This window comes from Aureimonas sp. SK2 (genome assembly GCF_029813115.1).
In the GTDB taxonomy this organism is placed as follows: domain Bacteria; phylum Pseudomonadota; class Alphaproteobacteria; order Rhizobiales; family Rhizobiaceae; genus Aureimonas.
Window position 1 is genome coordinate 84,720 of sequence record NZ_JAPZDS010000013.1, and the last position, 23,270, is coordinate 107,989.

23 protein-coding genes are annotated in these 23,270 nt (G+C 71.1%); 10 read left to right on the forward strand and 13 right to left on the reverse strand.

Annotated features, from left to right (window positions below):
• Window positions 1-36 precede the first annotated feature (36 nt).
• Genes O5O54_RS16300 through O5O54_RS16320 form a run of 5 tightly spaced genes read right to left on the reverse strand, consistent with a single transcriptional unit; the run spans window position 37 to window position 6,159 of the window.
• Entirely contained in the window at window positions 37-1,767 is a 1,731-nt protein-coding gene (locus tag O5O54_RS16300) for a biotin carboxylase N-terminal domain-containing protein (protein ID WP_279482884.1), read from the reverse strand.
• Window positions 1,764-3,386 (reverse strand): carboxyltransferase domain-containing protein, encoded by a 1,623-nt coding sequence (locus O5O54_RS16305; protein WP_279482885.1) that lies wholly within the window; start codon window positions 3,384-3,386, stop codon window positions 1,764-1,766. Before O5O54_RS16305 ends, O5O54_RS16300 begins: the two co-directional genes overlap by 4 nt.
• Before the next feature lie 10 nt (window positions 3,387-3,396).
• Complete coding sequence (locus O5O54_RS16310) at window positions 3,397-4,200, reverse strand: putative hydro-lyase (protein ID WP_279482886.1); 804 nt, start codon at window positions 4,198-4,200, stop codon at window positions 3,397-3,399.
• Window positions 4,201-4,211: 11 nt separating this feature from the next.
• Entirely contained in the window at window positions 4,212-4,979 is a 768-nt protein-coding gene (locus tag O5O54_RS16315) for a LamB/YcsF family protein (RefSeq protein ID WP_279482887.1), read from the reverse strand.
• 16 nt (window positions 4,980-4,995) lie between these two features.
• The gene (locus O5O54_RS16320) at window positions 4,996-6,159 is read right to left on the reverse strand and encodes an NRAMP family divalent metal transporter (RefSeq protein WP_407061721.1); all 1,164 of its coding nucleotides are present in this window, start codon (window positions 6,157-6,159) and stop codon (window positions 4,996-4,998) included.
• 441 nt (window positions 6,160-6,600) lie between these two features.
• On the opposite strand from O5O54_RS16320, the gene O5O54_RS16325 reads away from it, so the two are divergent.
• Together O5O54_RS16325 and O5O54_RS16330 are read left to right on the forward strand one after the other, a co-directional pair.
• Window positions 6,601-7,254, forward strand: a complete 654-nt coding sequence (locus tag O5O54_RS16325) for a GntR family transcriptional regulator (RefSeq protein ID WP_279482889.1) — start codon at window positions 6,601-6,603, stop codon at window positions 7,252-7,254.
• Window positions 7,255-7,403: 149 nt separating this feature from the next.
• The gene (locus tag O5O54_RS16330; RefSeq protein ID WP_279482890.1) at window positions 7,404-8,411 is read left to right on the forward strand and encodes an SDR family oxidoreductase; all 1,008 of its coding nucleotides are present in this window, start codon (window positions 7,404-7,406) and stop codon (window positions 8,409-8,411) included.
• A 29-nt stretch (window positions 8,412-8,440) separates the two neighbouring features.
• Here the strand turns inward: O5O54_RS16330 and O5O54_RS16335 are convergent, their stop codons facing one another.
• Window positions 8,441-9,346 carry a LysR family transcriptional regulator gene (locus tag O5O54_RS16335; RefSeq protein WP_279482891.1) on the reverse strand — a complete coding sequence of 302 codons (906 nt, stop codon included), beginning with the start codon at window positions 9,344-9,346 and terminating at the stop codon, window positions 8,441-8,443.
• A 97-nt stretch (window positions 9,347-9,443) separates the two neighbouring features.
• Here O5O54_RS16335 and O5O54_RS16340 point away from each other — a divergent pair, with 97 nt between their 5' ends.
• On the forward strand, window positions 9,444-10,535 hold the full coding sequence (locus tag O5O54_RS16340) for an aldo/keto reductase (RefSeq protein ID WP_279482892.1): 1,092 nt from the start codon (window positions 9,444-9,446) through the stop codon (window positions 10,533-10,535).
• On the opposite strand, the gene O5O54_RS16345 is transcribed toward O5O54_RS16340, so the two are convergent.
• Window positions 10,532-11,740 (reverse strand): MFS transporter, encoded by a 1,209-nt coding sequence (locus O5O54_RS16345; RefSeq protein ID WP_279482893.1) that lies wholly within the window; start codon window positions 11,738-11,740, stop codon window positions 10,532-10,534. The genes O5O54_RS16340 and O5O54_RS16345 overlap by 4 nt on opposite strands.
• A gap of 87 nt (window positions 11,741-11,827) precedes the next feature.
• Here O5O54_RS16345 and O5O54_RS16350 point away from each other — a divergent pair, with 87 nt between their 5' ends.
• The gene (locus O5O54_RS16350) at window positions 11,828-12,805 is read left to right on the forward strand and encodes an AraC family transcriptional regulator (protein ID WP_279482894.1); all 978 of its coding nucleotides are present in this window, start codon (window positions 11,828-11,830) and stop codon (window positions 12,803-12,805) included.
• 4 nt (window positions 12,806-12,809) lie between these two features.
• Here O5O54_RS16350 and O5O54_RS16355 read toward each other — a convergent pair whose 3' ends face one another.
• Entirely contained in the window at window positions 12,810-13,442 is a 633-nt protein-coding gene (locus O5O54_RS16355) for a LysE family translocator (RefSeq protein ID WP_279482895.1), read from the reverse strand.
• 94 nt (window positions 13,443-13,536) lie between these two features.
• Window positions 13,537-14,127, reverse strand: coding sequence for a TetR/AcrR family transcriptional regulator (locus tag O5O54_RS16360; protein ID WP_279482896.1), 591 nt, complete (start codon window positions 14,125-14,127; stop codon window positions 13,537-13,539).
• A 227-nt stretch (window positions 14,128-14,354) separates the two neighbouring features.
• Here O5O54_RS16360 and O5O54_RS16365 point away from each other — a divergent pair, with 227 nt between their 5' ends.
• From O5O54_RS16365 to deoC, 3 genes are all read left to right on the forward strand, one after another.
• The gene (locus tag O5O54_RS16365) at window positions 14,355-14,585 is read left to right on the forward strand and encodes a hypothetical protein (protein ID WP_279482897.1); all 231 of its coding nucleotides are present in this window, start codon (window positions 14,355-14,357) and stop codon (window positions 14,583-14,585) included.
• A gap of 235 nt (window positions 14,586-14,820) precedes the next feature.
• The gene (locus tag O5O54_RS16370) at window positions 14,821-15,027 is read left to right on the forward strand and encodes a hypothetical protein (RefSeq protein ID WP_279482898.1); all 207 of its coding nucleotides are present in this window, start codon (window positions 14,821-14,823) and stop codon (window positions 15,025-15,027) included.
• Between the two features lie 85 nt (window positions 15,028-15,112).
• A complete protein-coding gene (deoC, locus tag O5O54_RS16375; RefSeq protein ID WP_279482899.1) occupies window positions 15,113-15,811 on the forward strand; it encodes a deoxyribose-phosphate aldolase in 699 nt (232 codons plus the stop codon).
• Here deoC and nagA read toward each other — a convergent pair.
• From nagA to O5O54_RS16395, 4 genes are read right to left on the reverse strand one after another with little or no spacing between them, the layout of a single operon-like run.
• Window positions 15,805-16,950: an N-acetylglucosamine-6-phosphate deacetylase gene (gene nagA, locus O5O54_RS16380; RefSeq protein WP_279482900.1), complete on the reverse strand. Its 1,146-nt coding sequence runs from the start codon at window positions 16,948-16,950 to the stop codon at window positions 15,805-15,807. The genes deoC and nagA overlap by 7 nt on opposite strands.
• Window positions 16,950-17,975, reverse strand: a complete 1,026-nt coding sequence (locus tag O5O54_RS16385) for an SIS domain-containing protein (RefSeq protein WP_279482901.1) — start codon at window positions 17,973-17,975, stop codon at window positions 16,950-16,952. The genes nagA and O5O54_RS16385 overlap by 1 nt, the downstream gene beginning before the upstream one ends.
• The gene (locus O5O54_RS16390) at window positions 17,972-18,730 is read right to left on the reverse strand and encodes a GntR family transcriptional regulator (RefSeq protein ID WP_279482902.1); all 759 of its coding nucleotides are present in this window, start codon (window positions 18,728-18,730) and stop codon (window positions 17,972-17,974) included. Before O5O54_RS16390 ends, O5O54_RS16385 begins: the two co-directional genes overlap by 4 nt.
• Window positions 18,727-19,614 (reverse strand): BadF/BadG/BcrA/BcrD ATPase family protein, encoded by an 888-nt coding sequence (locus O5O54_RS16395; protein ID WP_279482903.1) that lies wholly within the window; start codon window positions 19,612-19,614, stop codon window positions 18,727-18,729. The genes O5O54_RS16390 and O5O54_RS16395 overlap by 4 nt, the downstream gene beginning before the upstream one ends.
• A 438-nt stretch (window positions 19,615-20,052) precedes the next feature.
• Between O5O54_RS16395 and O5O54_RS16400 the strand changes: the two genes are divergently transcribed.
• The 3 genes from O5O54_RS16400 to O5O54_RS16410 all read left to right on the forward strand — a co-directional run bounded on the left by O5O54_RS16400 (window position 20,053) and on the right by O5O54_RS16410 (window position 23,269).
• Window positions 20,053-20,955, forward strand: a complete 903-nt coding sequence (locus tag O5O54_RS16400) for an N-acetylmuramic acid 6-phosphate etherase (RefSeq protein ID WP_279482904.1) — start codon at window positions 20,053-20,055, stop codon at window positions 20,953-20,955.
• A gap of 39 nt (window positions 20,956-20,994) precedes the next feature.
• A complete protein-coding gene (locus tag O5O54_RS16405) occupies window positions 20,995-22,254 on the forward strand; it encodes an ABC transporter substrate-binding protein (protein WP_279482905.1) in 1,260 nt (419 codons plus the stop codon).
• 76 nt (window positions 22,255-22,330) lie between these two features.
• Window positions 22,331-23,269: a sugar ABC transporter permease gene (locus O5O54_RS16410; protein WP_279482906.1), complete on the forward strand. Its 939-nt coding sequence runs from the start codon at window positions 22,331-22,333 to the stop codon at window positions 23,267-23,269.
• Window position 23,270: the final 1 nt, after the last annotated feature.

Here is a 23,270-nt window from a genome sequence, read left to right on the forward strand (position 1 = left end):
CGGGCCTCGGCCCGCCCCCGAACCCCGGATAGCCGTTCAGGCCGACCCGGCCACGATCCGGGCCAGCGCTTCTCCCGCCTGGAGATAGGCGCCGGGCGCCGCCGTCAGCGAGATGACGCCCGCAACGGGCGCCGTCACCAGCGTCTCCATCTTCATCGCCTCCATCACCGCGACGACCTGACCCGCCGCGACCGTGGCGCCGTCCGCGACGCGCCAGCCCTGGAGCGTGCCCGCGACGGGCGCCGCGAGGAGCCCGGGATCGGCCGCCGGCTCGGCGTCCGCCGCCGCCGCTCCGCCGGGCGAGCCGAGGCCGGCCAGGAACGCGGCGGGAAGCCCGATCCGATGCCGCCGCCCGTCGATCTCGACGGGCAGGCGCAGCATGGGGACCGCATCCACCGGCGCGGGCCGCGCGGCGACCGCCAGGTCAGTGGCGAAATCCGTCTCGATCCAGCGCGTGTGGACCCGGAAGTCCTCGCCCGAAAAGTCCGCCGCCTCCAGCACCGCGCGGTGGAAGGGCAGGACGGTGGCGACGCCTTCCACGGTGAATTCGGCGAGGGCGCGGCGGGCTCGGGCGATCGCGACCGCGCGCGTCGGCCCGGTGACGACGAGCTTGGCCATCATGGAATCGAAATGGCCGGGGATCGACGAGCCCGACACGACGCCGGCATCGACGCGCACGCCCGGCCCCGCCGGCGGCTCGAAGCGGAGGATCGTGCCCGGCGTCGGCAGGAAGCCGCGGCCGGGATCCTCGGCATTGATGCGGAACTCGATCGAATGGCCGCGCGGCTCGGGCGTCTCGGTGATCCGAAGACGCTCGCCGTCGGCGATGCGCAGCTGCTCCACCACGAGGTCGAGCCCGGTGGTCTCCTCCGTCACGGGATGCTCCACCTGGAGCCGCGTGTTGACCTCGAGAAACGAGATCGTGCCGTCCAGTCCCAACAGGAACTCGACCGTTCCTGCGCCGACATAGCCGGCTTCCGCGCAGACCGCGCGGGCGCCCTCGTGGATGCGGGCGCGCTGCTCGTCGGTGAGGAAGGGCGCGGGCGCCTCCTCCACCAGCTTCTGGTTGCGGCGCTGGAGCGAACAGTCGCGGGTGCCGACGACGAGCACCGTCCCGTGCCGGTCGGCCAGAATCTGCGCCTCCACATGGCGCGGCCGGTCGAGGAAGCGCTCCACGAAGCATTCGCCGCGCCCGAAGGCGCTTTCCGCCTCGCGCGTCGCGGAGGCGAAGAGTTCCTCGACCTCCTCCAGCTTCCAGGCGACCTTCATGCCGCGCCCGCCGCCGCCGAAGGCCGCCTTGATGGCGATCGGCAAGCCGTGAGCCTCGGCGAAGGCCAGAGCCGCAGCCGCGCTTTCCACCGGTCCGCTCGACCCTGGCACCAGCGGCGCGCCGACGCGGGCCGCGATCTCGCGGGCGCGCGTCTTGTCGCCGAGCGCCTCGATCACGTCGGCGTCGGGGCCGATCCAGACAAGGCCCGCCTCCACGACGGCGCGGGCGAACTCGGGCCGCTCCGAGAGGAAGCCGTAGCCGGGATGGACGGCATCCGCGCCTGAGGCCTTCGCGACGTCGAGGAGCTTCTCGATATGGAGATAGGTCTCGGCCGGTGTGTTTCCTTCCAGCCCATAGGCCTCGTCGGCCAAGCGCACGAAGGGCGCGTCCGCGTCGCAGTCGGCATAGACGGCGACGGAGCCGACGCCATGGTCGCGGCAGGCGCGGGCGATGCGCAGCGCGATCTCGCCGCGGTTGGCGATCAGGACTTTTCTCATGGGCGACCTTCGGGGCGTTCGGGTTCGATCTCGGCGAAGGGCCGGATCACGTTGAAGCGGATGCGCGCGCCGACCGGGATCTGGGCGGCGAGGTCGAGATGGTGCTCGGCCAGCGTCGCGATCACGGGATAGCCGCCGGTGAGTGGATGGTCGGCGAGGAACAGGACGGGCTGGCCGTTGTGCGGCACCTGGATCGCGCCGTTGGCCGTGCCCTCGCTCGGCAGCTCGGCCTTGGGGTCGAGCCGCTCCAGAGGCACCGCGCCTTCGATGCGCAGGCCGACGCGGTTGGACAGCGGCGTCACCGTCCACTCCTGTGCGGCGAGCGTGTCGATGCCGGCGCGCGTGAACCATTGCGTGCGCGGCCCCATCACGACATCCAGCACCACCGTCTCGCCGGGCGCCGGGAGGCCTGGCGGAGGGGCTTCCGCCTCCCCCACCGCAGCCCCGCCGGAGCGCGGCAGGATGCCGAGTGTCGCCCCGGTCTCCACCGGCGGCGTCCCCAGGCGGGCCAGCGAGTCCACGGAGGCCGAACCCAGGACGGCTTCCACGCCGAAGCCGCCGCGCGCTGCGAGATAGCTTCGCAGGCCCCGCTTCGGCGCCCGGAGCGTCACGCGGTCGCCGGCCTCCAGCGAGACGGGACGATAGGCCTCGGCCACCTGCCGCCCACCGGCCCCATCACGGATGTCGAGGGCGGCGTCCGTGCCGGCGATCGCGACGACGGCCGGCCCGTCCGCCTCGAAGGCGAAGCCGCCGCCGACGATCTCCAGCGCGGGCGTGCCCGGCGCATTGCCGACGAGGCGGTTGGCGGCGTGGAGCGCCGCGCGGTCGAGCGCGCCCGAGGCCGAGACGCCCTGCGCCGCCTGCCCCGGGCGCCCCTCGTCCTGAAACAGGGGCGGCATCGGCGCGGCTGTGACGCGCAGGCTCGTGCCGGCAGCGGAGGCGGCCTGGGGAGCGGCCGTGCCCCGCGCGGCCTCCGTCGCGGCGATCGCGTCGAAGGCGGCCCGATCGGCGAGCCTCGTGAAGCGCACGCGCGTGCCCGGCTGGAACAGGGTCGAGGGGTCGCGCGCGAGGTCGAACATCCGGAGCGGCGTGGTGCCGATCAACTGCCAGCCGCCGGGCCCCTCCTGCGGATAGACGCCGGCGAAGGAGCCGGCGAGCGCCACCGTGCCGGCGGGGATGCGGGTGCGCGGGCTCTGCCGCCGCGCCACGTGCAGCGCCGGATCGCCGCCGACGAGATAGCCGAAGCCCGGCGCGAAGCCCGTGAAGGCGACGGTGAACTCGGATGCGACGTGCCGGGCGATCACCTCGTCCGGCGACAGGCCGGTCAGCCTTGCGACGTCCTCGAGATCCTCGCCGTCGTAGAGGGTCGGGATCTCGACCAGCCGGTCCGACCCCTTCGCTTTCGCCGAGATGTCGCGGCGCCGCAGGTCGGCCGCGAAGTCCGCGGGATCGGGAAGGGTTCCCGGCCGGAAGCGCACGAGCAGCGTGCGCGCGGCCGGGACGATCTCCTCGACGGCCGCGATCGGCTCGGCCTCCAGCGAGGCGAACAGCGCCAGCGTCTCGTCGAGATCGGCAAGCTCCACCAGACATGAGCGCAGGCCGACGGGAAGGATGCGCATGGAAGGAGCCTCAGACGTGGTAGGCGGCGTCGGGAGCGTCGGTGACGAACATATGGCCCGGCGCGTGGGTGACGGCGAAGGGAACCCGCGAGGCCATGACCGCCGCCTGGGGCGTCACGCCGCAGGCCCAGAAGACGGGGATCTCGCCGGGCTCGATGCGCACGGCATCGCCGAAGTCGGGCTTGGCGAGGTCCGCGATGCCGAGGCTCTGCGGATCGCCGACATGGACCGGGGCGCCGTGGACGGCGGGGAAGCGGCCGCTGATCAGCGCCGCGTCCGCCACGCGGGCCGCCGGGATCGGTCGCATGGAGACGACCAGCGGGCCGGACAGGCGCCCGGCCGGGCGGCAGGGACGGTTGGTCAGGTACATCGGCACGTTGGAGCCGTCGGCGATATGGCGCACCTCGATGCCGGCCTCCTCCAGCGGCGCCTCGAAGGTGAAGGAGCAGCCGATCAGGAAGGTGACGAGGTCGCCAGCCTGCGCATAGGCGGCCGAGGCGTCCGCTACTTCCTCGGCCAGCTTGCCGTCGCGCCAGATGCGGTAGAGCGGGATGTCGCGCGCGACGTCGGCACCTTCCGCCAGCACCGTCTCGCGGGAGCCTTCCTCCAGGACGTCGAGCACCGGGCAGCTCTTCGGATTGCGCTGGGCATAGAGCAGGAAGTCGAAGGCCCAGTCGCGCGGCAGGGCGATCATGTTGGCCTGGGTCAGGCCCGGCGCCACGCCGGCCGTCGGCTGGACGAGACCGGCGCGATAGCGCGCGCGGGCGGCGCGCCCTGCCTCGCGGAGGGCTTCGAGCTGGGAGCGTGCGGTCATGGCTTGTCTCCTCAGGCCGCCACGAAGGGGCGGATGGCGATGCCGTCCGCTTCGAGCCGCTCGCGCACCGCCTTGGCGATCGACACCGCGCCGGGGCTGTCGCCGTGGACGCAGATGGAATCGGCCTTGAGGCGCACGATCGAGCCGTCGACGGCCTCGATCTCGCCGGTGGCGGCGAGGCGCGCCATGCGCTCCGCCACCAGCGCCGGGTCGTGGATCACCGCGCCCGTCTCGCGGCGCGAGACCAAGGTGCCTTCCGGCGTATAGGCGCGGTCGGCGAAGGCTTCCGAAACTGTCTTGAGCCCGGCGTCTTCGGCAAGCTGCACCAGCGGCGCGTTGGCGAGGCACATCAGGACCAGCGACGGGTCGGCGGCAAGAATCGCCTCAACCACGTCGCGCCCCTGACGGGGGTCGGAGGCGATCGTGTTGTAGAGCGCGCCATGCGGCTTGACGTAGGTGACGCGGGTGCCGGCGACGGCCGCCAGCCCCTTCAGCGCCCCGATCTGGTAGATCACGTCGGCCCTGAGATCCTCCGAGGCGACGTCCATGGCGCGCCGGCCGAAGCCGCCGCGGTCGGGATAGGAGACATGGGCGCCGATGGCGACGCCGCGCGCGGCGGCGCCTTTCAAGGTGCGCAGGATGCCGGCGGGGTCGCCGGCATGGAACCCGCAGGCGACGTTGGCGGAGGAGACGAGGCCGAGCATGGTCTCGTCCTCGCCCATTTCCCAAGCGCCGTAGCTTTCGCCGAGATCGCTGTTGAGATCGATGGTGGCGGACATGGGGGCGCTCCCGAGATCACATGTTGAGGAAGGCGAAGATCGGGCCGATCGACTTGTAGCCCATCCACCAGGTCAGGGCGCAGGTGAGAACGCCGAGCACCGTCAGCCACAGGGGATGGCGGTAGCCGGGCATCAGGTCCGGCCGCGCCCAGGCGGCGTAGATGAAGATGGTGAGACCGATCGGCAGGATCAGGCCGTTGAAGCCGCCGACGAAGATCAGGAGCGCGGCCGGCGCCGTGCCGATGAAGACGTAGATCAGGAGCGAGACCGCGATGAAGACAACCGTGGACCAGGCGCGGCCGCGCTCGGTGATCTTCGGGTTGAACGTGTTGAAGAAGGTGACCGACGTGTAGGCCGCGCCGATGACGCTGGTGATCGCCGCCGCCCAGAAGATCAGCCCGAAGAGACGCAGGCCGAACTCGCCCGCCGCGGCCTGGAAGGCCTGCGCCGCCGGATTGGCCGCCCGGCCCGAGAGGTCCAGCGTCACGCCGCTCGTCACGACGCCGAGGACCGCCAGGAAGAGGACGAAGCGCATGACGCCGGTGACCGCGATGCCCGACAGGGCGGCGCGGGTCACGGGTCCGAGGTTCTCGACGCCGACCGTTCCCTTGTCGAGCAGGCGGTGCGCACCGGCATAGGTGATGTAGCCGCCGACCGTGCCGCCGACGATGGTGGTGATGGTGGCGAAGTTGATCTGGTCGGGCCAGACCGTCTGACGCAGCGCCTCGCCCACCGGCGGGCTGGAGGTGAAGGCGACGAAGAGGGTCAGCGCGATCATCAGGATGCCGAGCACCACGATGATGCGGTCCACCGCGACGCCCGCGCGCTTGGACGAGAAGATGCCGATGGCGACCAGCGCCGACAGGGCGCCGCCGATCTTCGGGTCGAGCCCCAGAAGGGCGTTGAGGCCGAGGCCCGATCCCGCGATGTTGCCGATGTTGAAGATCAGGCCGCCGAAGATGACGAGCGCGGCGAGAAAATAGCCGGCGCCGGGAATGGCGGCGTTGGCGACGTCCGAGGCGCGCATGCGCGTCACGGCGACGATGCGCCAGATGTTGAGCTGCACCACGAAGTCGATCAGCACCGAGGCGAGGATGCCGAAGGCGAAGGCCGCGCCCATCTGCGCCGTGAAGGTCGCGGTCTGGGTGATGAAGCCGGGGCCGATCGCCGAGGTCGCCATCAGGAAGACGGCGGCGATCAGCGAAGACCGGCGCGAGGCGGCGGCCTCGACGAGGGAGGGCGCTGCCGTCGCAGGCCCGCGTTCGGGGGTGGCTGGGTTCATCATCATGCTCCGGTGATGGCGCCGCGCGCCCGACGATTAAGGCCGAATTGCGAACGCAGCTTGTTCCGATTGAACGACAGCGTCAATATTGTTCAACGATTTTTGCAATCCTGTTCTGCAATCTGTGCAAGGGCTCAGCAGGCTGCTCGCTTCGAAGGCGCCCTCGTGCCGCAGCTGCGCGCATTCGCGGGGGGATGCGCGCAGCCCTGCGGCGCATCCGGCTTGATGTCGCCCGCAGCTTGGCCGATGGTCCGCGCGATTCGGACCGATGCGGGGACAGGGCATGCGCAAGCGAGCGAGACGGACGACCCGTGCCCGACGGACGATCGGCGCGCGTCCGTGACCCCCGCCCCGCCTCCGGCGCTGACGGCGCGCGTCGCGGAAGACCTGCGCGACCGGATCATCGCGGGCGAGCTCCTGCCGGGTCAACGCCTGTCGGAAAGCGCGTTGGCCGAGGATCTCGACGTGTCGCGCAACACGCTGCGCGAGGCGTTCCGCCTCCTCACCAAGGAGGGGCTCCTGCGCCACGAGCCCAACCGGGGCGTCTTCGTCACCGTGCCCGACCATGCCGCCGTGATCGACATCTACCGGGTGCGCCGCCTCGTGGAGTGCCGGGCGCTGGCGGAAGCGCAAGCCGGCCATCCCGCGATTGCCCGCATGCGTGCGGCGGTTGCCGACGCGCTCGCCGGGCGCGAGGCGGGGGACTGGCGGGCGGTCGGCAGTGCCAACATGGCGTTCCACGCGGCGATCGTGGACCTTGCCGACAGCGCGCGGCTCGCCGCCTTCCATGCGCAGGTCGCCGCCGAGCTGCGCCTCGCCTTCGGGCTGCTCGACGCGCCGGAAGCCCTCCACGCCCCCTTCATCGACGACAACCTGGAGATCGTGGAAGCGCTGGAGGCCGGACGGCCGGACGAGGCCGCGCGGCTCCTGGACGCGTATCTCGCGCGCGCCGAGCGCATCATCCTCGGCGCCCTGTCGCGCAAGGGCGCCTGATCGGCGGCTCCGGCGTTTCGAAGGAGCCTAAGCACTTTCCGCCATCCTGCCTGCGCTCCCCCGCCGCACCGGGGGAACCGCCCTCGCGGCTCCGCGTCCCCTCCCCCATGGGCCGTCACGGCCCGTGGCTCGATTCGAGGAGACCGACCATGAGCGATCCAGGCCTTTCCCGCCGCGCGGTTCTGGGCGGCGCCGTGCTGGGCGCCGGCGCGATGCTGGCCGCGCCGGCCGGCGCGCAGGAGAGCGGGGGCACGAATGCCGCGGACGGCGGCGCCCCCAAGCTCAGCGACCCGCGCACCCGCTACACGAGCGACCCGTTCCCCGAGCAGAAGCAGCCCTGGCCCGGCCTCCAGTCGCAGATGACGCCGGTGCCCGACTGCGGCGAGACCAGCTATCGCGGCTCGGGCCGGCTCGACGGGCGGCGCGCATTGATCACCGGCGGCGATTCCGGCATTGGGCGCGCGGCCGCGATCGCCTTTGCCCGCGAGGGCGCCGACGTCGCGATCAACTACCACCCGGACGAGGAGCCGGACGCGCAGGACGTGGCGAAGCTGATCCGCGATGCGGGCCGCAAGGCGGTGCTGCTGCCGGCCGACATCCGCACGCTGGAAGCCTGCGAGAGCGTGGTCGCCCAGGCGATCGCCGAACTCGGCGGCCTCGACCTCCTCGTCAACAACGCCGCCTACCAGCAGAGCCGGCAAGACATCCTCGAGATCTCCGACGAACAGTTCGTGCGGACCTACGAGACCAACGTCTTCCACACGTTCCGCTTCTCCAAGGCGGCGATCCCGAGCCTGCCGCCGGGCGGCGTGATCATCAACACCGTGTCGGTGAATTCCTACGACCCCGGCGAGGAGCTGATCGACTACGCCTCGACCAAGGCGGCGATCCTGAACCTCACCAAAGGCATGGCCAAGCAGCTCGCGAAAAAGGGCATCCGCGTCAACGCGGTGGCGCCCGGCCCGGTCTGGACGCCGCTTCAGGTCGCGGGCGGGCAGATCGAAGGCACGATGGGCGAGTTCGGCCAGGACACGCCGCTCGGCCGCGCAGGCCAGCCGGCCGAACTCGCCTCGCTCTACGTGGCGCTCGCCGAGGACGGCACGAGCTTCTCCACCGGCACCGCCGTCGGCGCCCACGGCGGCGAAGGCAATCCCTGAACGCCTTCGGGGGCAAGCGGCGCGGCGGCTCAGCCCCGCCCGCCGGCCGGCGGCCAGCGCAAGGCGTCGATCAGGGCGCGAAGGGCGAGAGGAACCTGGCGGCTGGGATAGTACAGCCGGCAGCCCTCGTAGGTCGGGCACCAGTCGGCCAGCACCTGGACGAGGCGCCCGTCCGCGATCTCGGCGGCGACGTCGTGCTCCATCACGTAGCCGAGCCCGGCGCCTGCCCGCACGGCGGCGGCGGCGATCACCTCGTCGTTGACGATGAGCTGACCGCCGACCCGTGCATTGACCGCCTGGCCGTCCTGCTCGAACTCCCAGGGCAGGAGCCCGCCGCCTCCGATCAGGCGGTAGTTGATGCAGACATGGTCCTTCAGGTCGGCCGGCGTCTCGGGTCGAGGGTGGCGGGCAAAGTAGCCGGGCGTCGCCACGATCGCGCTGCGCAGGTCCGGCCCGACCGGCACGGCCACCATGTCGCGCTCGACGCTTTCGCCCAGCCGAATCCCCGCGTCGAATCCGCCCGCCACGAGATCCACCAGCCGGTCGTCCACCGCCACCTCGACCGCGATGTCGGGATGGTCGAGAAGGAAGCGCGACAGGCGAGGGGCGAGGATCGTGCGCGCGGCATAGCTGAAGGTCGTCAGCCGCAGGGTACCGGACGGCGCATCCCGCCAGTCCGCGAGATCGGCGAGCCCCGCCTCCACCGCCTCCAGCGCCGGCCCCAGCGACAGGAGCAGCCGCTCGCCGGCCGCCGTCGGCGCGACGCTGCGCGTCGTGCGGGCGAGGAGCCGGACCCCGAGCCGCGCTTCGAGGCTGCGCATCGTGTGGCTGAGAGCGGAGGGGGACAGGCCGAGTTCGGCGCCCGCCCGGGTGAAGCTACGCGCGCGGGCGATGGAGGCAAACATCGAGAGATCGTCGAGGTCGCCGCGCCGCATTGATGAACGATCCTCACAAGCCCTTCCGGTCATCCGAGCCTAATCGCCGGGATCCGACGCGGCTATCTGTTTCGCGATCCTGAAGGGAGAAACAGCAATGGACCTCACCCATTTTCGCGCTCTCGGCCGCTCCGGCCTTCTGGTCAGCCCGCTCGCGCTCGGCACCATGACCTTCGGCGCCGGCCGCTGGGGCGCGGGCGAGGCGGACGCTCGCGCGATCTTCGACGCCTATGTCGACCTCGGCGGCAACTTCGCGGACACGGCCGACATCTATTCCGGCGGAGAGAGCGAGGCGATGCTCGGGCGCTTTCTCGCCGAGCGGTCCCTGCGCGACCGGATGGTGGTCGCCACCAAGTCGGGCTTTCCGCGCGGCGACGGCTCGCCGCTCTCGGCCGGCAACGGCGCGCGCAACATCCGCCGTGCGCTGGAGGGCTCGCTGAAGCGCCTGCGGACCGACTATGTCGACCTCTACTGGACGCATGTCTGGGACCGCACGACGCCGCCGGAGGAGGTGCTGCGGGCGCTGACCGACGCGATACGGCGCGGCGACATCCTCCACTACGGCTTCTCCAACGCACCGGCCTGGTATGTCGCGGAGATCGCGACGCTGGCCCGCGCGCATGGCCTGCCGCAGCCGATCGGGCTGCAATACGCCTACTCGCTGGTGGACCGGGGCGTCGAGCTCGACCTCGTGCCGGCCGGCCGCGCGCTCGGCCTGGGGCTCGTCGCCTGGAGCCCGCTCGCCGCAGGCCTCCTGACCGGAAAATACGGCCGCGAGAAGCTGGCCTCGCCCGGCCCCGGGGTGGGCATGCCGAACCGCGCAGGGGCGGAGGCGCGCGGCGGCAACCGGCTGGACGGCGACAATCCCTATGGCGGCATGCTGTTCACGGAGCGCAACTTCGAGGTGGTCGATGCCCTGCGCGCCGTCGCGGAAGAAGTCGGCCGCCCGATGGCGGAAGTGGCGCTCGCCTGGGTGACGGGACGGCCGGGCGTGTCGTCCGTCCTGATCGGGGCGAGCCGCCCAGAGCAGGTGCGGGCCAACGTCGCCTCGCTCGGCCTGGCCCTCTCGCAGGAGCAGCGCGCCCGACTCGACGCGGCCGGTGCGCTGCCCCTGCTCAACCCCTACTTCATCTTCGACCTGCCGCGCGAAACCATCTTCGGCGGCCACAAGGTCGCGCCCTGGGGCTAGGCCGAGCGCTCGGCACGGCGCCCGAGACCCAGCATGACGCCGGCGCCCAGCACCACGGCGGATGCGGCATAGACGATGACGCCGTGCGGGCCGACGCCGTCGATCAGGAGGCCGCCGATCACCGCGCCGCTCGCGATCGCGACCTGGAAGGAGGAGGCGAGGAGCGCGCCCGAGCTTTCGGCGAGGTCGGGCGCGGCCCGCGCGTTCCAGATGGAGACGGAGACCGGGAAGCCGCCGAAGGCGAAGCCCCAGACGGCCACCGCCGCGAAGGCGACGGCCGGCGTGCCGCCGAAGAGGACCAGCACGACCGCCGCCGCGCCGATGAGAAGCGCCGCGCTGCCGCCCGCCCAGGCCGGGCTGCGCGCCGCGATCAGGCCGGCGGCGGGGTTGCCGAGGAAGCCGCCGACGCCGAAGGCGAGAAGCGCCATCGAGATGGTCGCCACGTCGAGGCGCGGCACCTCCTCCAGGAAGGGCCGGATGAAGGTAAAGCCGGCGAAATGGCCGGACACGACGATGATCACCGTGGCGAAGCCGATCAGCACCCTGCGCCGCGACAGGGCGGCCCGGAAGGCGGCAAGGCCCGGCGCGCCGGCCGAGGGCAGGCTCGGCAGGACGGCAAGCTGGACCAGGAGCGAGGCGGCGCCGAGGCCGGCGGCGGCGAGGAACGTCGCCCGCCACCCCCAGAGCGCGCCGAGCGCGGCACCGAGCGGCGCGGCCACGACGGTCGCCGCCGACACGCCCATGATGATGATCGACATGGCGCGCGGCACGTCGGCAGGCGGCGCGAGGCGAAGCGCCAGCGCCGTCATCATGGCCCAGAAGCCCCCGAGCGCGAAGCCGAGAAGCGCGCGGGCGACAAGCAGGACCGCGACGCTGTTCGCGAAGGCCGTGAGCACGCTGGAGACCACCAGCATCGCCATCAGCGCCCAGACGATGATCCGCCGGTCGAGCCGGCCGGAACCGAGCACCAGGAGCGGTCCGGCGAAGGCGGCGACCACGGCCGTCGCGGTGATCGCCTGGCCGACCGCGCCGTGGGACACGCCGAGATCGGCGGCCATCGGCGTCAGGAGGCTCACGGGAAGGAACTCGGCCGTGACCAGGCCGAAGACCCCGAAGGAGAGGGAGAAGACCGCGGGCCAGGCGGCGCGCGATTCGGGCACGGTCGGCACGGCGCCGAGGCCGGCAGGAGTGGCGATGTCGGACATGGTGATCGTCCCGTCATGATGCGGTGCGAAAAGGATGGCGCGAACCTAGCCTCGCCTCTCTGGCGTTTCCATGCTAGAAAATCCACCATGCTTGACCGTTCGTCCAAAGCTCCGGAATTCGACGGCTCCGATGCCCTCACCGACATGCTGCGCGGGCTGCGGCTCGACGGGGTGGAATACGGGCGCTGCCGCCTGTCGGGGGACTGGAGCTTCCACTATCCCGCGCAGGGCCAGGCGCATTTCCATTCCGTGGCGGGGCAAGGCTGCTGGCTGCAGAGCCCGGACGGCGCCTGGAGCGAGCTGACGGCGGGCGACGCGGTTCTCGTGCCGCGCGGCGCCGCCCATACGCTGGCGAGCCGGCCCGGCGTTCCGCCCCGCCCCTTTCCCCGGCGCGAATGCCTGTCGATCTGCGACAGCGTCTACGCCTACGAGGAGGCCGCCGAAGGGACGCCCGGCGTCTGCGTCCTCTTCTGCGGCACGATGCGCTTCAATCTCGACGGGCTGCATCCGCTCCTGAGGATGATGCCGGACCTGATGCGGGCGCAGGAACTGATGCAGGCGGAACCCGCGATCCCGCATCTCCTGGATGCGATGATCGCCGAATGCAGCCTCAACCGTGTGGGCGCCAGCGGCATCCTCGCGCGGCTCGCCGACGTCATGGCGGCGCAGATCATCCGCGCCTGGGTGGAGCACGGCTGCGGCAACTCGGCCGGATGGATCGCGGCCGTGCGCGACGCGAAGGTCGGCCGCGTGCTCGCGGCCATCCACGCCGAGCCCGCCCGCGACTGGACGGTGGCGGAGATGGCCGCGCTCATGGGCGTGTCCCGGTCGGGTTTCGCCGCCAAGTTCACCGCCATCGTCGGCACGACGCCGGCGCATTACGTGACCGAAGTGCGCATGCATCAGGCGCGGCAGTGGATCCTCAGGGACCGGATGCGCATCTCGGAAGCCGGCCGGCGCCTCGGCTACGAATCCGAGGCCGCCTTCAGCCGGGCCTTCAAGCGGGTGATCGGCGCCGCGCCCGGCCGTGTGCGCGCCGACGCCCCCCGGACCCTGGAGGCCTGATCGGTCAGGCGGGCGCCCGGCGCCAGCCGGCGGCCAGAAGTCCCGCGCCGATCATCAAGGAACCGCCGACGCGGTTGACCGCCCGCTGCACGCCCGGCCGGCGGATCGACCGGCGTGCCATGGACGCAAGCAGCGCGTAGAGCGCGGCGTTCACTGTCGCCAGCACCAGGAAGGTCACTTCGAAGATCACCATCTGACCGAGGATCGGGCGGGACAGGTCGAGGAACTGGGGCAGGAAGGCGACGAAGAAGAGGATGCTCTTCGGATTGAGCGCCGTGACGACATAGGTGTGGAGGAAGATGCGCAGCGGCCGCTCCGCCGGCACGTCGACCGCCTCCGCAGCGGCGGGACGAACGGGCGCGCGCCAGAGCTTGACGCCGAGATAGACGAGATAGGCCGCGCCGATCCATTTCAGCGCCGTGAACAAGGCCGCCGATGTCGCGAGCAGCGCGCCGAGCCCGAGCATGGAGGCGGTCATGGCGGTGAAGTCGCCGAGCGCGACGCCCGCCACGGTCGATCCCGCCGCGCGCCGCCCGTGACCAAGCGCATAGGAGATCACGAGGAGGATCGTCGGGCCGGGAATGGCTAGGAGAACCGCCGAGGCAGCGACAAAGGCGAGCCAGTGTTCGAGCGACATGCGAAGGCCTCCGGTTGGAGACCGGAGCAATCCATGGCCAAGATCAAAGCGCAAATCCTTCGGCGGCAAAATGTCGCCGCCGGGCTCCTCTCGCTCAGACCGGGGGCCAGGTCCGCAGGGTCATGGACACGACGCGGCGCAGGTCGCCGGCGCTGGCGCCGCTCGCCGCCTGGACCGCGAGCCCTTGGGCCACCGACATGACGTAGCGAGCAAGATCGGCCGGGTCGGCCTCGGGGGGTAGATCGCCCGCCTCCTTCCACTCCGCCATGCGACGGCCGAGGGCCGCCTCGCTTTCGGACCGGCGGGCGCAGAGTTCCTTGCGGATCGATTCGCTCGCCTCGCTGCAGACCAGCGCGCCCTGCACCATCAGGCAGCCCTTGGGCGAACCCTCCTCCTCGCCGACGCCGGCAAAGGCGAGCAGCATGCGCTCCACCGCGCGGCGCGAGGTCGGCTCGTTCAGAGCATTGCAGGACAGGTCCGAGCGGCGCGCGGCATAACGGTCGAGCGCCTTGAGGAACAGCTCCTCCTTGTTGCCGAACACCGAATAGAGGCTGGGCTTGGCGATGCCCATGGCCTCCGTCAGGTCGGACAGGGACGTGCCCTCGTAGCCCTGCCGCCAGAACACCTCGAGCGCCGAGTCGAGGGCCTGATCGGCGTCGAACTCACGCGGGCGACCGACACCCATCACGTTCTCCTTCGTAGGCGTGCCCGAAGCGGAACTGCCCCGGGACGAGTTTTTATACCTGTCGGTAAAATAGTCCGTTGACAGCCGGAAACCAAGCCCCTAACTCATTCCATACCGATCGGTAATGAACAGGCTCCGATGGGTGTCCGACGTACCATACGAGGGCCGGTTCAGGGCCGCGAGCGTCGAAGCGCCTTCGACGGAAAGCCAGCGAAAGGATTTTGCCCATGTCCCTGTGCCTCTCCGCCAACGCCTCCCCCGAATTCGAAGCCGCCGCGCCGGTGCGCGCCGGGGTCTTCGAGCGCGTCCTCCGCCTCCTGTCCACCCCTCTCGCCCCGGCCGAGGGCGACCTGATGCCCGCCCCGACACGGGCGGACGTCCTGCGCATGGCGCCCGCCAAGGCCTCGATCCGGCGCACCTCCCCGCCGCAGGACGAGATCAACACCTTGCTGCTCTAGCGACCCGCCCCGTTTCGGAGACGATCCCCATGCCCACACTCCAGACCCTTCTCAACTGGATCGCCGCCCTGATGGCCGGGGCGGTGACGGCCGCCTTCGCCTTCACGTTTCTCGGCCTCGGCGTCCTGACCTGATCGCCGCCCGCGGGCGGCGCCTCTGTTGACGCCTGCGCATATCGGCGGGAACGGGCCTAATCCCCCACCATTGCCTCCCCATGTCCTGATGGAGCGTGGCCATGGCCGAAGAGCCCTACAATCCCAACCCGCCGTCCCACGAGGTGCCGAAGGGCCGGATCGCCCCGCGCAACGCCAAGGCGATCCTGGTCCTTCTGGCGCTCGTCGTGGTGGCGGTGCTGGCCGGCCTCTTCACCTCGACGGGAAGCGAGGACGCCGACACCGACCGCCAGCGCGGCGGCGAGGTCGGCCGCCTTCCCACTCAGTAAGAGCAGTTTCTCTACCGGCTTGACCCGTTGCGAAGCGGCGTGGAAGACCTGTCGCCCGGTCCTCATGGGAACAGCGGGAGGCACGATGCCGGACGACGTGAACACAGCCAGCCGTGCCGACCTGGCGGGAATGATCGACCACACGATCCTGAAGGCCGACGCGACGCGCGCCGACGTCGCGCGCCATTGCGACGAGGCCCTGGCGCACGGCTTCGCCTCCGTCTGCATCAACGGCGTGCATGCGGCCTTCGTGGCGGATCGCCTCCGGGGATCGCGGGTGAAGACCTGCGCGGTGCTCGGCTTCCCGCTCGGTGCCTCCGGGGCCGGGGCGAAGGCGGCGGAGGCCGCCTGGCTGATCCGGCAAGGGGCGGACGAGCTCGACATGGTGCTCGACATTGGAGCGGTGGTCGAAGGCGAGTTCGAGCGGGCGCGGGCCGACATCGCGGCCGTGCGCGACGCCTCTGCGGGCCGCGTCCTCAAGGTGATCCTGGAAACCTGCCTCCTCGACGAGGCGCGGATCGTCGCCGCCTGCCGCATCGCGGCCGAAGCCGGAGCCGATTTCGTGAAGACCTCGACCGGCTTCTCCAGCGGCGGGGCGAGCGTCGAGACCGTGGCCCTGATGCGGCGCACGGTCGGCCCGACGCTCGGCGTCAAGGCATCGGGCGGCATCCGGACGGCGGAGAGCGCGCGGGCCATGGTAGCGGCGGGCGCGACGCGCATCGGCGCGAGCGCCAGCGTCGCGATCGTCTCGGCCGGCGGCCCGACCGCGCCCGGCGGCTACTGACGGACCCGCTCGCCGCCGATCCAGACGCCCTTGAGGTCGAGCGCCGCGTCGAGCCAGACCATGTCGGCGCGCGAGCCCGCCCCGAGCCGGCCATTGGTGGCCGACAGGCCGAGGAAGGCCGCCGCATGCGTGGAGCAGAGGCGCAGGGCCTCCTCCAGCGGAAGCCCGAGCGGGCCGGCGAGATAGCGCAGGGCGCCGATCATCGACAGGTCGGAGCCAGCCAGCGTGCCGTCGGCGAGCGTCAGCCGCCCGTTCTCGCGCCGGGCGGTGCGCCCGTTCAGCTCGAACACGTCGGCGTCGGAGCCGACGGTGGGCATGGCGTCGGTGACGGCGATCATCCGGCACGAGCCGCGCTTGGCCCGGAGCGCCGCGCCGAGCGCCGCGGGGTGGACATGGTGACCGTCCGGAATGAAACCGCACCAGACATCCGGACTGTCCAACGCCGCGCCCACCAGACCCGGCTCGCGGTTGCCGAGCTGGCTCATGGCGTTGAAGAGATGGGTGACACAGGAGGCGCCGGCCGCGAAGGCGGCGGCCGCGCGCTCGCAGCTCGTGTCGGTGTGGCCGAGCGAGACTCGGATGCCGGCGGCGGCAAGAGCGGCGATCTGCTCGTCCGAGACGCTTTCGGGCGCGACGGTGAGAAGGAGTGGGCGCACGCGCGTCTCGCACAGGGCCTGGAGGTCCGCCGCCTCCATCCGCCGGATCAGCGCGGGATCGTGCGCGCCCTTGCGCGCAACCGACAGGAACGGCCCTTCCACGTGAATCCCGAGACATCCCGGCACCTCTTGTGCCAGGGCCTCCTCGGCGGCCCGGATGGCGGCGAAGGTGACGGCCGGCCGGTCGGTGATCACGGTCGGCAGGAGCGCCGTCGAGCCGAAGCGGGCATGGGCGGCTGTGATCGCGCGGATGCCCTCGACGCTCGGCGCGTCGTTGAAGAGGACGCCGCCGCCGCCGTTCACCTGGATATCGACGAAGCCGGGCGCCAAGAGCCCGCCGTCGAGGCGTTCCACCCCCATGTCCGGGCCGAGTTCCGCCTCGGGCAGGAGGGCCGCGACTCTTTCGCCCTCCACCACGAGGGCGAGGCCGGAGCGGCGGGTCTCGCCGTCGAAGATGTCGGCGCCGACAAAGGCGGTTGTCATCACAGGGTCTCCGTCACCTTCTTGAGACCGCGCGGCACGTCGGGATCGAGGCCCCGCGCCCGGGCGACGCTCTCCACGAAGCGGTAGAAGGACACCAGCATCGACAAGGGCTCGGTTAGTGGATGGCCGGTCGGGGCGTGGGGCAGCCGCGTGCCGTGGCCGGCATCGCCGACGGTGAAGAGCGCGGCGCCCGAGTTTGAAACCCGCGCCGCGATCTCCGACAGGCCCGGCCGCGCCGCGTCGTCCGGCACGAAGGCGAGGACGGGAAAGCCCTCCTCCACCAGGGAGACCGGCCCGTGCAGCACCTCGGCGCCGGAATAGGCCTCGGCATGGAGCATGGAGGTTTCCTTCAGCTTTAGCGCCGCTTCGCTCGCGACCGCAAAGCCGGGGCCGCGCCCGAGCGCATAAAGCGAGCGCGCATTCGCCGCCATGTCGAGCGCGGGCGACCAGTCGGCCTCCAGCGCCGCGTCGAGCTTGTCCGGCAGGGCGGCGAGTGCCGCCTTCAGTCCCGCGTCGTCGCGCCAGGCGGCCAGCACCGCAAGGCCCGCGACCACGGAGGTGGCGAAGCTCTTGGTGGCCGCGACGCTGCGCTCGGGGCCAGCCTTCAGCGGCAGCTGCCAGTGGGCGGCTTCGAGAAGCGGCGAGCCTTCGACGTTTCCGATCGCGATCGTCTCGGCGCCGCCGGCGCGCGCGGCCGAGAGAAGCGCCACGATGTCGGGGCTCCGGCCCGACTGCGAGATGGCGAGCGCTGCCTGGCCTTCGAGGTGGAGGCGGGTCCCGTAGACCGAGACGACGGAAGGCCCCAGCGAGGCGACGGGGCGGCCGGTCAGGATCTCGCCGGCATACTTGAAATAGGTCGCCGCATGGTCGGAGGAGCCTCGCGCCACCGTGACGGTGACGGCGGGCGACAGTTCGCGCAGGCGTCGGCCGACGGCCTCCACGGCTTGCGCCGAACCATCGAGGAAGCGGCGGACCGCCTGCGGGATCTCGGCGATCTCCTGCGCCATGAGGCTGGATGGTGTCATCGTGTTCCTTCGCCCGACAGGCTGAGTTCGGCGACGAAGTCGTAGGCGTCGCCGCGATAGTGGGACCGCGTGAATTCGACCGGGCGCCCCTGCGCGTCGAAGGACACGCGGATGATGGACAAGGCGGCCGTGCCCGGCGCGACGTCGAGGAGGGCCGCCTCCTCGCCCGAAAGATTGGCCGCGCCGATGCGCTGGAGCGCGCGCACGGGATGGCGCCCGGCCGCGTCCATGGCGGCATAGAGCGAGGCGCCGACAAGGTCCGGATCGGGCAGGATCGTGGCGGGCACGCAGGCCCGCTCGACGGCGAGCGGCGCGCCGTCGGCCCGGCGCAGGCGGTGGAGGCGGCAGACGAGGTCGCCGGGCGACAGGGCGAGGTGCATCGCCTCGGCCGGCGTCACGCGCTCGATGCTGCGCAGGAGCCAGTCCGAGGTCGTGCGCTTGCCGCGCGTCGCCATGTCCTCGGAAAAGGAGGTGAGATGCGAGAGGCCCTGCTGGAGCTTCCGCCTGCCGCTCGAGACGAAGGTGCCCGAGCCCTGCCTCTGCTCGACGACACCTTCGCCGACGAGCCCGGTCAACGCCTTGCGCACCGTCACGCGAGAGACACCGAGACCTTCGGCCAGGTCGCGTTCGGAGGGCAGAGCGTCGGCGGGCTTCAGCTCGCCCGCGTCCACCGCCGCGCGGATCAGCGCCTGAAGCCGCAGATACAGCGGCCCCTGGCCTTCGGGCAGCACGCCGGCTTTGAGGAGTGCGCTCATGCGGCGTCTCGCGCCCCGTCGCGGACGGATCGGGCGAGATCGATGCCGCCCTCCATCGCGTCGCCCGCGGGCTCGACCAGGAGGGCCCTGAGATCGGCGGCAAGATGCAGGCGGTAGCGCGGCGCCTGGCCGCCGAGAAGGCAGAGCTTCGGCGCGCCGAGCGCCAGCATCCGCCGCAGCATCGGCTCGATGTCCGCCACCGCGTCCGCGATCAGTTGGAGTGCGGTCGGGTCGTCGGCCTCCGCATGGTCCCAGACCAGCGGGGCGAGGCTGCCGAAGTCCCGCGGCAGGCTGGCGCCCGCGAACTCCGCGATGGCGCCGGCCGAGAAGCCGAAGCGCTGCAGGACAGCGTCGCAGAAGGGCGTTCGCGGCTTGGCGCCGTCGAGCGCGAAAAGGGATGCGGCCAGCGCGCGGCGGCCGAGATCGGCGCCGCTGCCCTGGTCCGACACGAGCATGCCCCATCCGCCAAGAAGGGTGAAGGCGCCTCCGGCGCGTACGCAATAGGCGGTGCCGGTGCCCAGGATCGAGATCCCGCCCTCGGCCCCGGCAAAGGCGCCGCGACAGGCGGTGACGGCATCTGTCTCCAGACCGAACCGCGCAAAGGGCAGGGATCGCGCATGAAGAGCCTCGGCGACGGAGGGCACGTTCGCGCCGGCCAGCCCGAGGCCGACATGGCAGCGCGCGAGGTGCCCGGCGCCGAGGCCGCCCTCTGCCAGCGCGCGCTCGGTGGTGGCGACGATGGTGGCGAGCGCGGCGTCGAGTCCGGCGAAGACGTTTGCGGTGCCGCCCTGCGCTTCGCCGACCAGCGTCCCGTTGAGACGGCGCACACGCACACGGCAGTTCGTGCCGCCGCCATCGACCCCCACGAGCAACTCGTCGGACATGCATCGCCCCTGTTGCGACCAAAACAATACCAATCGAGCTATAGGCCAGCTTGCGCAGAGCCGCCAGAACTTTCTTCGCGGCTCGACATACGCCCGGTCGACCAAAGAATGCCCGCAGAAGTCACGATCGCGCGCTAGTACCTGCGCCTGACCTGCTGGAAAATTTCGCACCTGCGAAGGACGTCGGAAAATTTCGCAGCCGCTTCTGGACAAATGGTTTTACGTTGGTACGATCCCGCCAACAAAAGACAGGGAGGGGTCGGCTCAACCGAACCCCATGATTCGCGCAGCGGGACGACCACACGAACGCAGCCTTCGGTTGCGGACGAACGCTGTCCTTATGCGCGTCGCGCCCAAGCCGCTGAGCGGCCCCTCCCCGTCCACGCGCCGTGTCGTCCTTCGCTTGGTCGGGGGGCGGCATCGAAGAGGAGATCGACCTTGGCGACTGGTCTTCGCCGCACCGAAGAGAGCGACCCCGCCTCCGTGGGGATCGACGCCTGCGGCCCGGACGAGGTGCTGGGGCGCCTCCTGGCCGGTCAGGTGCGGGCGCTCGCCGCGGTCGAGGCCGCTCTGCCCGCCATCGCGCGGGGGGTGGATCTGGCGGCCACCGCGCTCGAGCGCGGCGGGCGCCTCGTCTATCTCGCGGCCGGAAGCCCGGCCCTGATCGCGCTCGCCGACGCCCTGGAGATCCCCCAGACCTATGGCGAGCCGGCCCAGCGCTTCGTCGCCATTCTCGCCGGCGGGCTCGACATCGTCCGGGAGTTCACCGGCGGCCCGGAGGACGTGGCGGAGGCCGGCCGGCGCGATGTCCTGGCCGCGAGGGTCGGTCCCGACGACTGCGTCCTGGCCGTCTCGGCCAGCGGCTCGACACCCTTCGTGGCGGCGGGCCTCGAAGCCGCGCGCGAGGCGGGTGCGGCGACGATCGCCATCGCCAACAACGCGGGCGCGCCGATCCTCGATAGTGCCGACGTCGCGATCCTTCTCGACACCGGGCCGGAGGTGGTCGCCGGCTCGACGCGCATGGGCGCGGGAACGGCGCAGAAGGCCGTCCTCAACATGATCTCGACGGCGCTCGCGGTCCGGCGCGGGCATGTCCACGACGGGCACATGGTGAGCCTTCGCGCCGACAACGCCAAGCTGCACGCGCGCGCGGCCCGAATGGTGGCCGACAGCGCCGGCACAAACGCGGAACTCGCCGAGCAAGCGCTTCTTGCCAGCGGCGGCGAGGTGAAGCCCGCCGTGCTTCTGGCGGCCGGCGCCTCCGACCTTTCCGACGCGCGGGCGCGCCTTGCCCGCGCCGACGGCTTCCTCCGCCGGGCTCTCGCCGAGCTCGGCCGATAACGAGACCCGGCGCATCCGGGCATGCAACAGGAGACGGTCATGACGACGAACATCCTCAAGGCCTCGGTGGCGCTCGGCGTCCTGGTCGCCCTTTCGGCGCCAGCGCTGGCGCAGACCACGCTCACCATCGAGAGCTGGCGCAACGACGACCTCGCCACCTGGCAGGAGAAGATCATTCCGGCCTTCGAGGCGCAGCATCCCGACATCAAGGTGACCTTCGCCCCGACGGCGCCGACCGAGTACAATTCGGCACTGGCCGCCAAGCTCGACGCGGGCTCGGCCGGCGACCTCGTCGCCTGCCGCCCGTTCGACGCCTCGCTCGGCCTGTTCGAAAAGAAGCAGCTCGCCGATCTCACCAGCCTTCCGGGCATGGAGAACTTCACGCCGGCTGCGCGCACCGCCTGGTCCACCGACGACGGCTCGCAGACCTTCTGCGTGCCCATGGCCGCCGTGCTGCATGGCTTCATGTACAACAAGACGGCCTTCGAGGAACTGGGCGTCCAGCCGCCCAAGACCGAGGCCGAGTTCTTCGCGCTCCTCGACAAGATCAAGGAGAACGGCACCTACGTCCCGCTCGCCATGGGCACCAAGGACCAGTGGGAAGCCGCCACCATGGGCTACCAGAACATCGGCCCGAACTACTGGAAGGGCGAGGAAGGCCGCAAGGCGCTCGTGGCCGGCACCCAGAAGCTGACCGACCCGGACTGGGTGAAGCCCTTCGAGACGCTGGCCAAGTGGGGCCCCTACATGGGCGACGGCTTCCAGGCGCAGACCTATCCCGACAGCCAGAACCTCTTCACGCTGGGGCGCGCCGCGATCTATCCGGCCGGCTCTTGGGAGATCGCGACCTTCGAGGCGCAGGCCGACTTCGAGATCGGCGCCTTCCTGCCGCCGGTCCAGAACGCGGGCGACACCTGCTACGTGTCGGACCATCCCGACATCGCGCTCGGCCTCAACGCCGCCTCGCCGAACGCGGAAGCCGCCAAGACCTTCCTGACCTGGGTCGCCAGCCCCGAGTTCGCGACGATCTACGCCAATGCGGCGCCCGGCTTCTTCCCGCTGATCGACAAGCCGGTGGCGCTGGAGAACGCGCTCGCCAAGGAGATCGTCGGCTGGCGGGATCAGTGCCAGTCCACGATCCGCTCCACCTACCAGATCCTGTCGCGCGGCACGCCCAACCTCGAGAACGAGACCTGGACGGCGTCGGCCAACGTGATCAACGGCACCGAGACGCCGGCGCAGGCGGCGGAGAAGCTGCAGAAGGGCCTCGACAGCTGGTACAAGCCGGCCGCGAACTGACCACCGTCCGGCAAGTCCTTGGAGGCGGCGTCCCCCGCCGCCTCCATCCCGCCCAGCCAGCCTTGAGGCGCCCCCGATGACGCAGAGACCCGAGGCGCAGGCGCCGAAAGCCCGGCCGCGCTGGCATATCGCCGTGTTCCTCGCACCGGCCCTCCTCGTCTACACCGTGGTCATGCTCGTGCCGCTGATGCAGACGCTGCTGCTCGCGCTGGAGAACGTGCGGGACGGGACCCGCGTCTTCGTCGGGCTCGATAACTTCCGCACCCTGTTCGGCGACCCGCGTTTCTCCGAAGGGTTCTGGAACGCGCTTCGAAACAACGTCTATTTCTTCGTCCTCCATATGCTGATCCAGAACCCGATCGGCATCGCGCTGGCGGCCCTTCTCTCGGTGCCGCGCCTATCGGGCGTCGCGCTCTACCGCACGGCCCTCTTCCTGCCGACGATCCTCTCCTTCGTGATCGTCGGCTTCCTGTGGAAGCTCCTCCTCTCGCCGCTCTGGGGCGTCGCGCCCAATCTTCTCGGCGCCGTCGGCCTGAAGTCGCTTTTCGCGCCCTGGCTCGGCCAGGAAGCCTATGCGCTGACCACCGTCTCGCTGGTCTCGATCTGGCAGTTCGTCGGCATTCCGATGATGCTGATCTACGCCGCGCTGATCACCATCCCCCGCGAGGTGATCGAGGCGGCCGAATGCGACGGAATCACCGGCTTCAAGCAGTTCTTCAAGATCAAGCTGCCGCTGATCCTGCCGACCATCGGCCTCGTCGGCGTGCTCACGTTCGTGGGCAACTTCAACGCCTTCGACCTCGTCTACGCCATGCAGGGAGCGCTGGCCGGCCCGAACTTCTCGACCGACATCCTCGGCACCTATCTCTACCGCACCTTCTTCGGCTTCCAGCTCCAGGCGGGAGACCGCTACATGGGCGCGGCGGTGGCCACCGCGATGTTCCTGATCATCCTCGTCGGCGTCTGCTTCTATCTCTTCGTCATCCAGCGGCGCATGCGCCGCTACCAGATGTGAG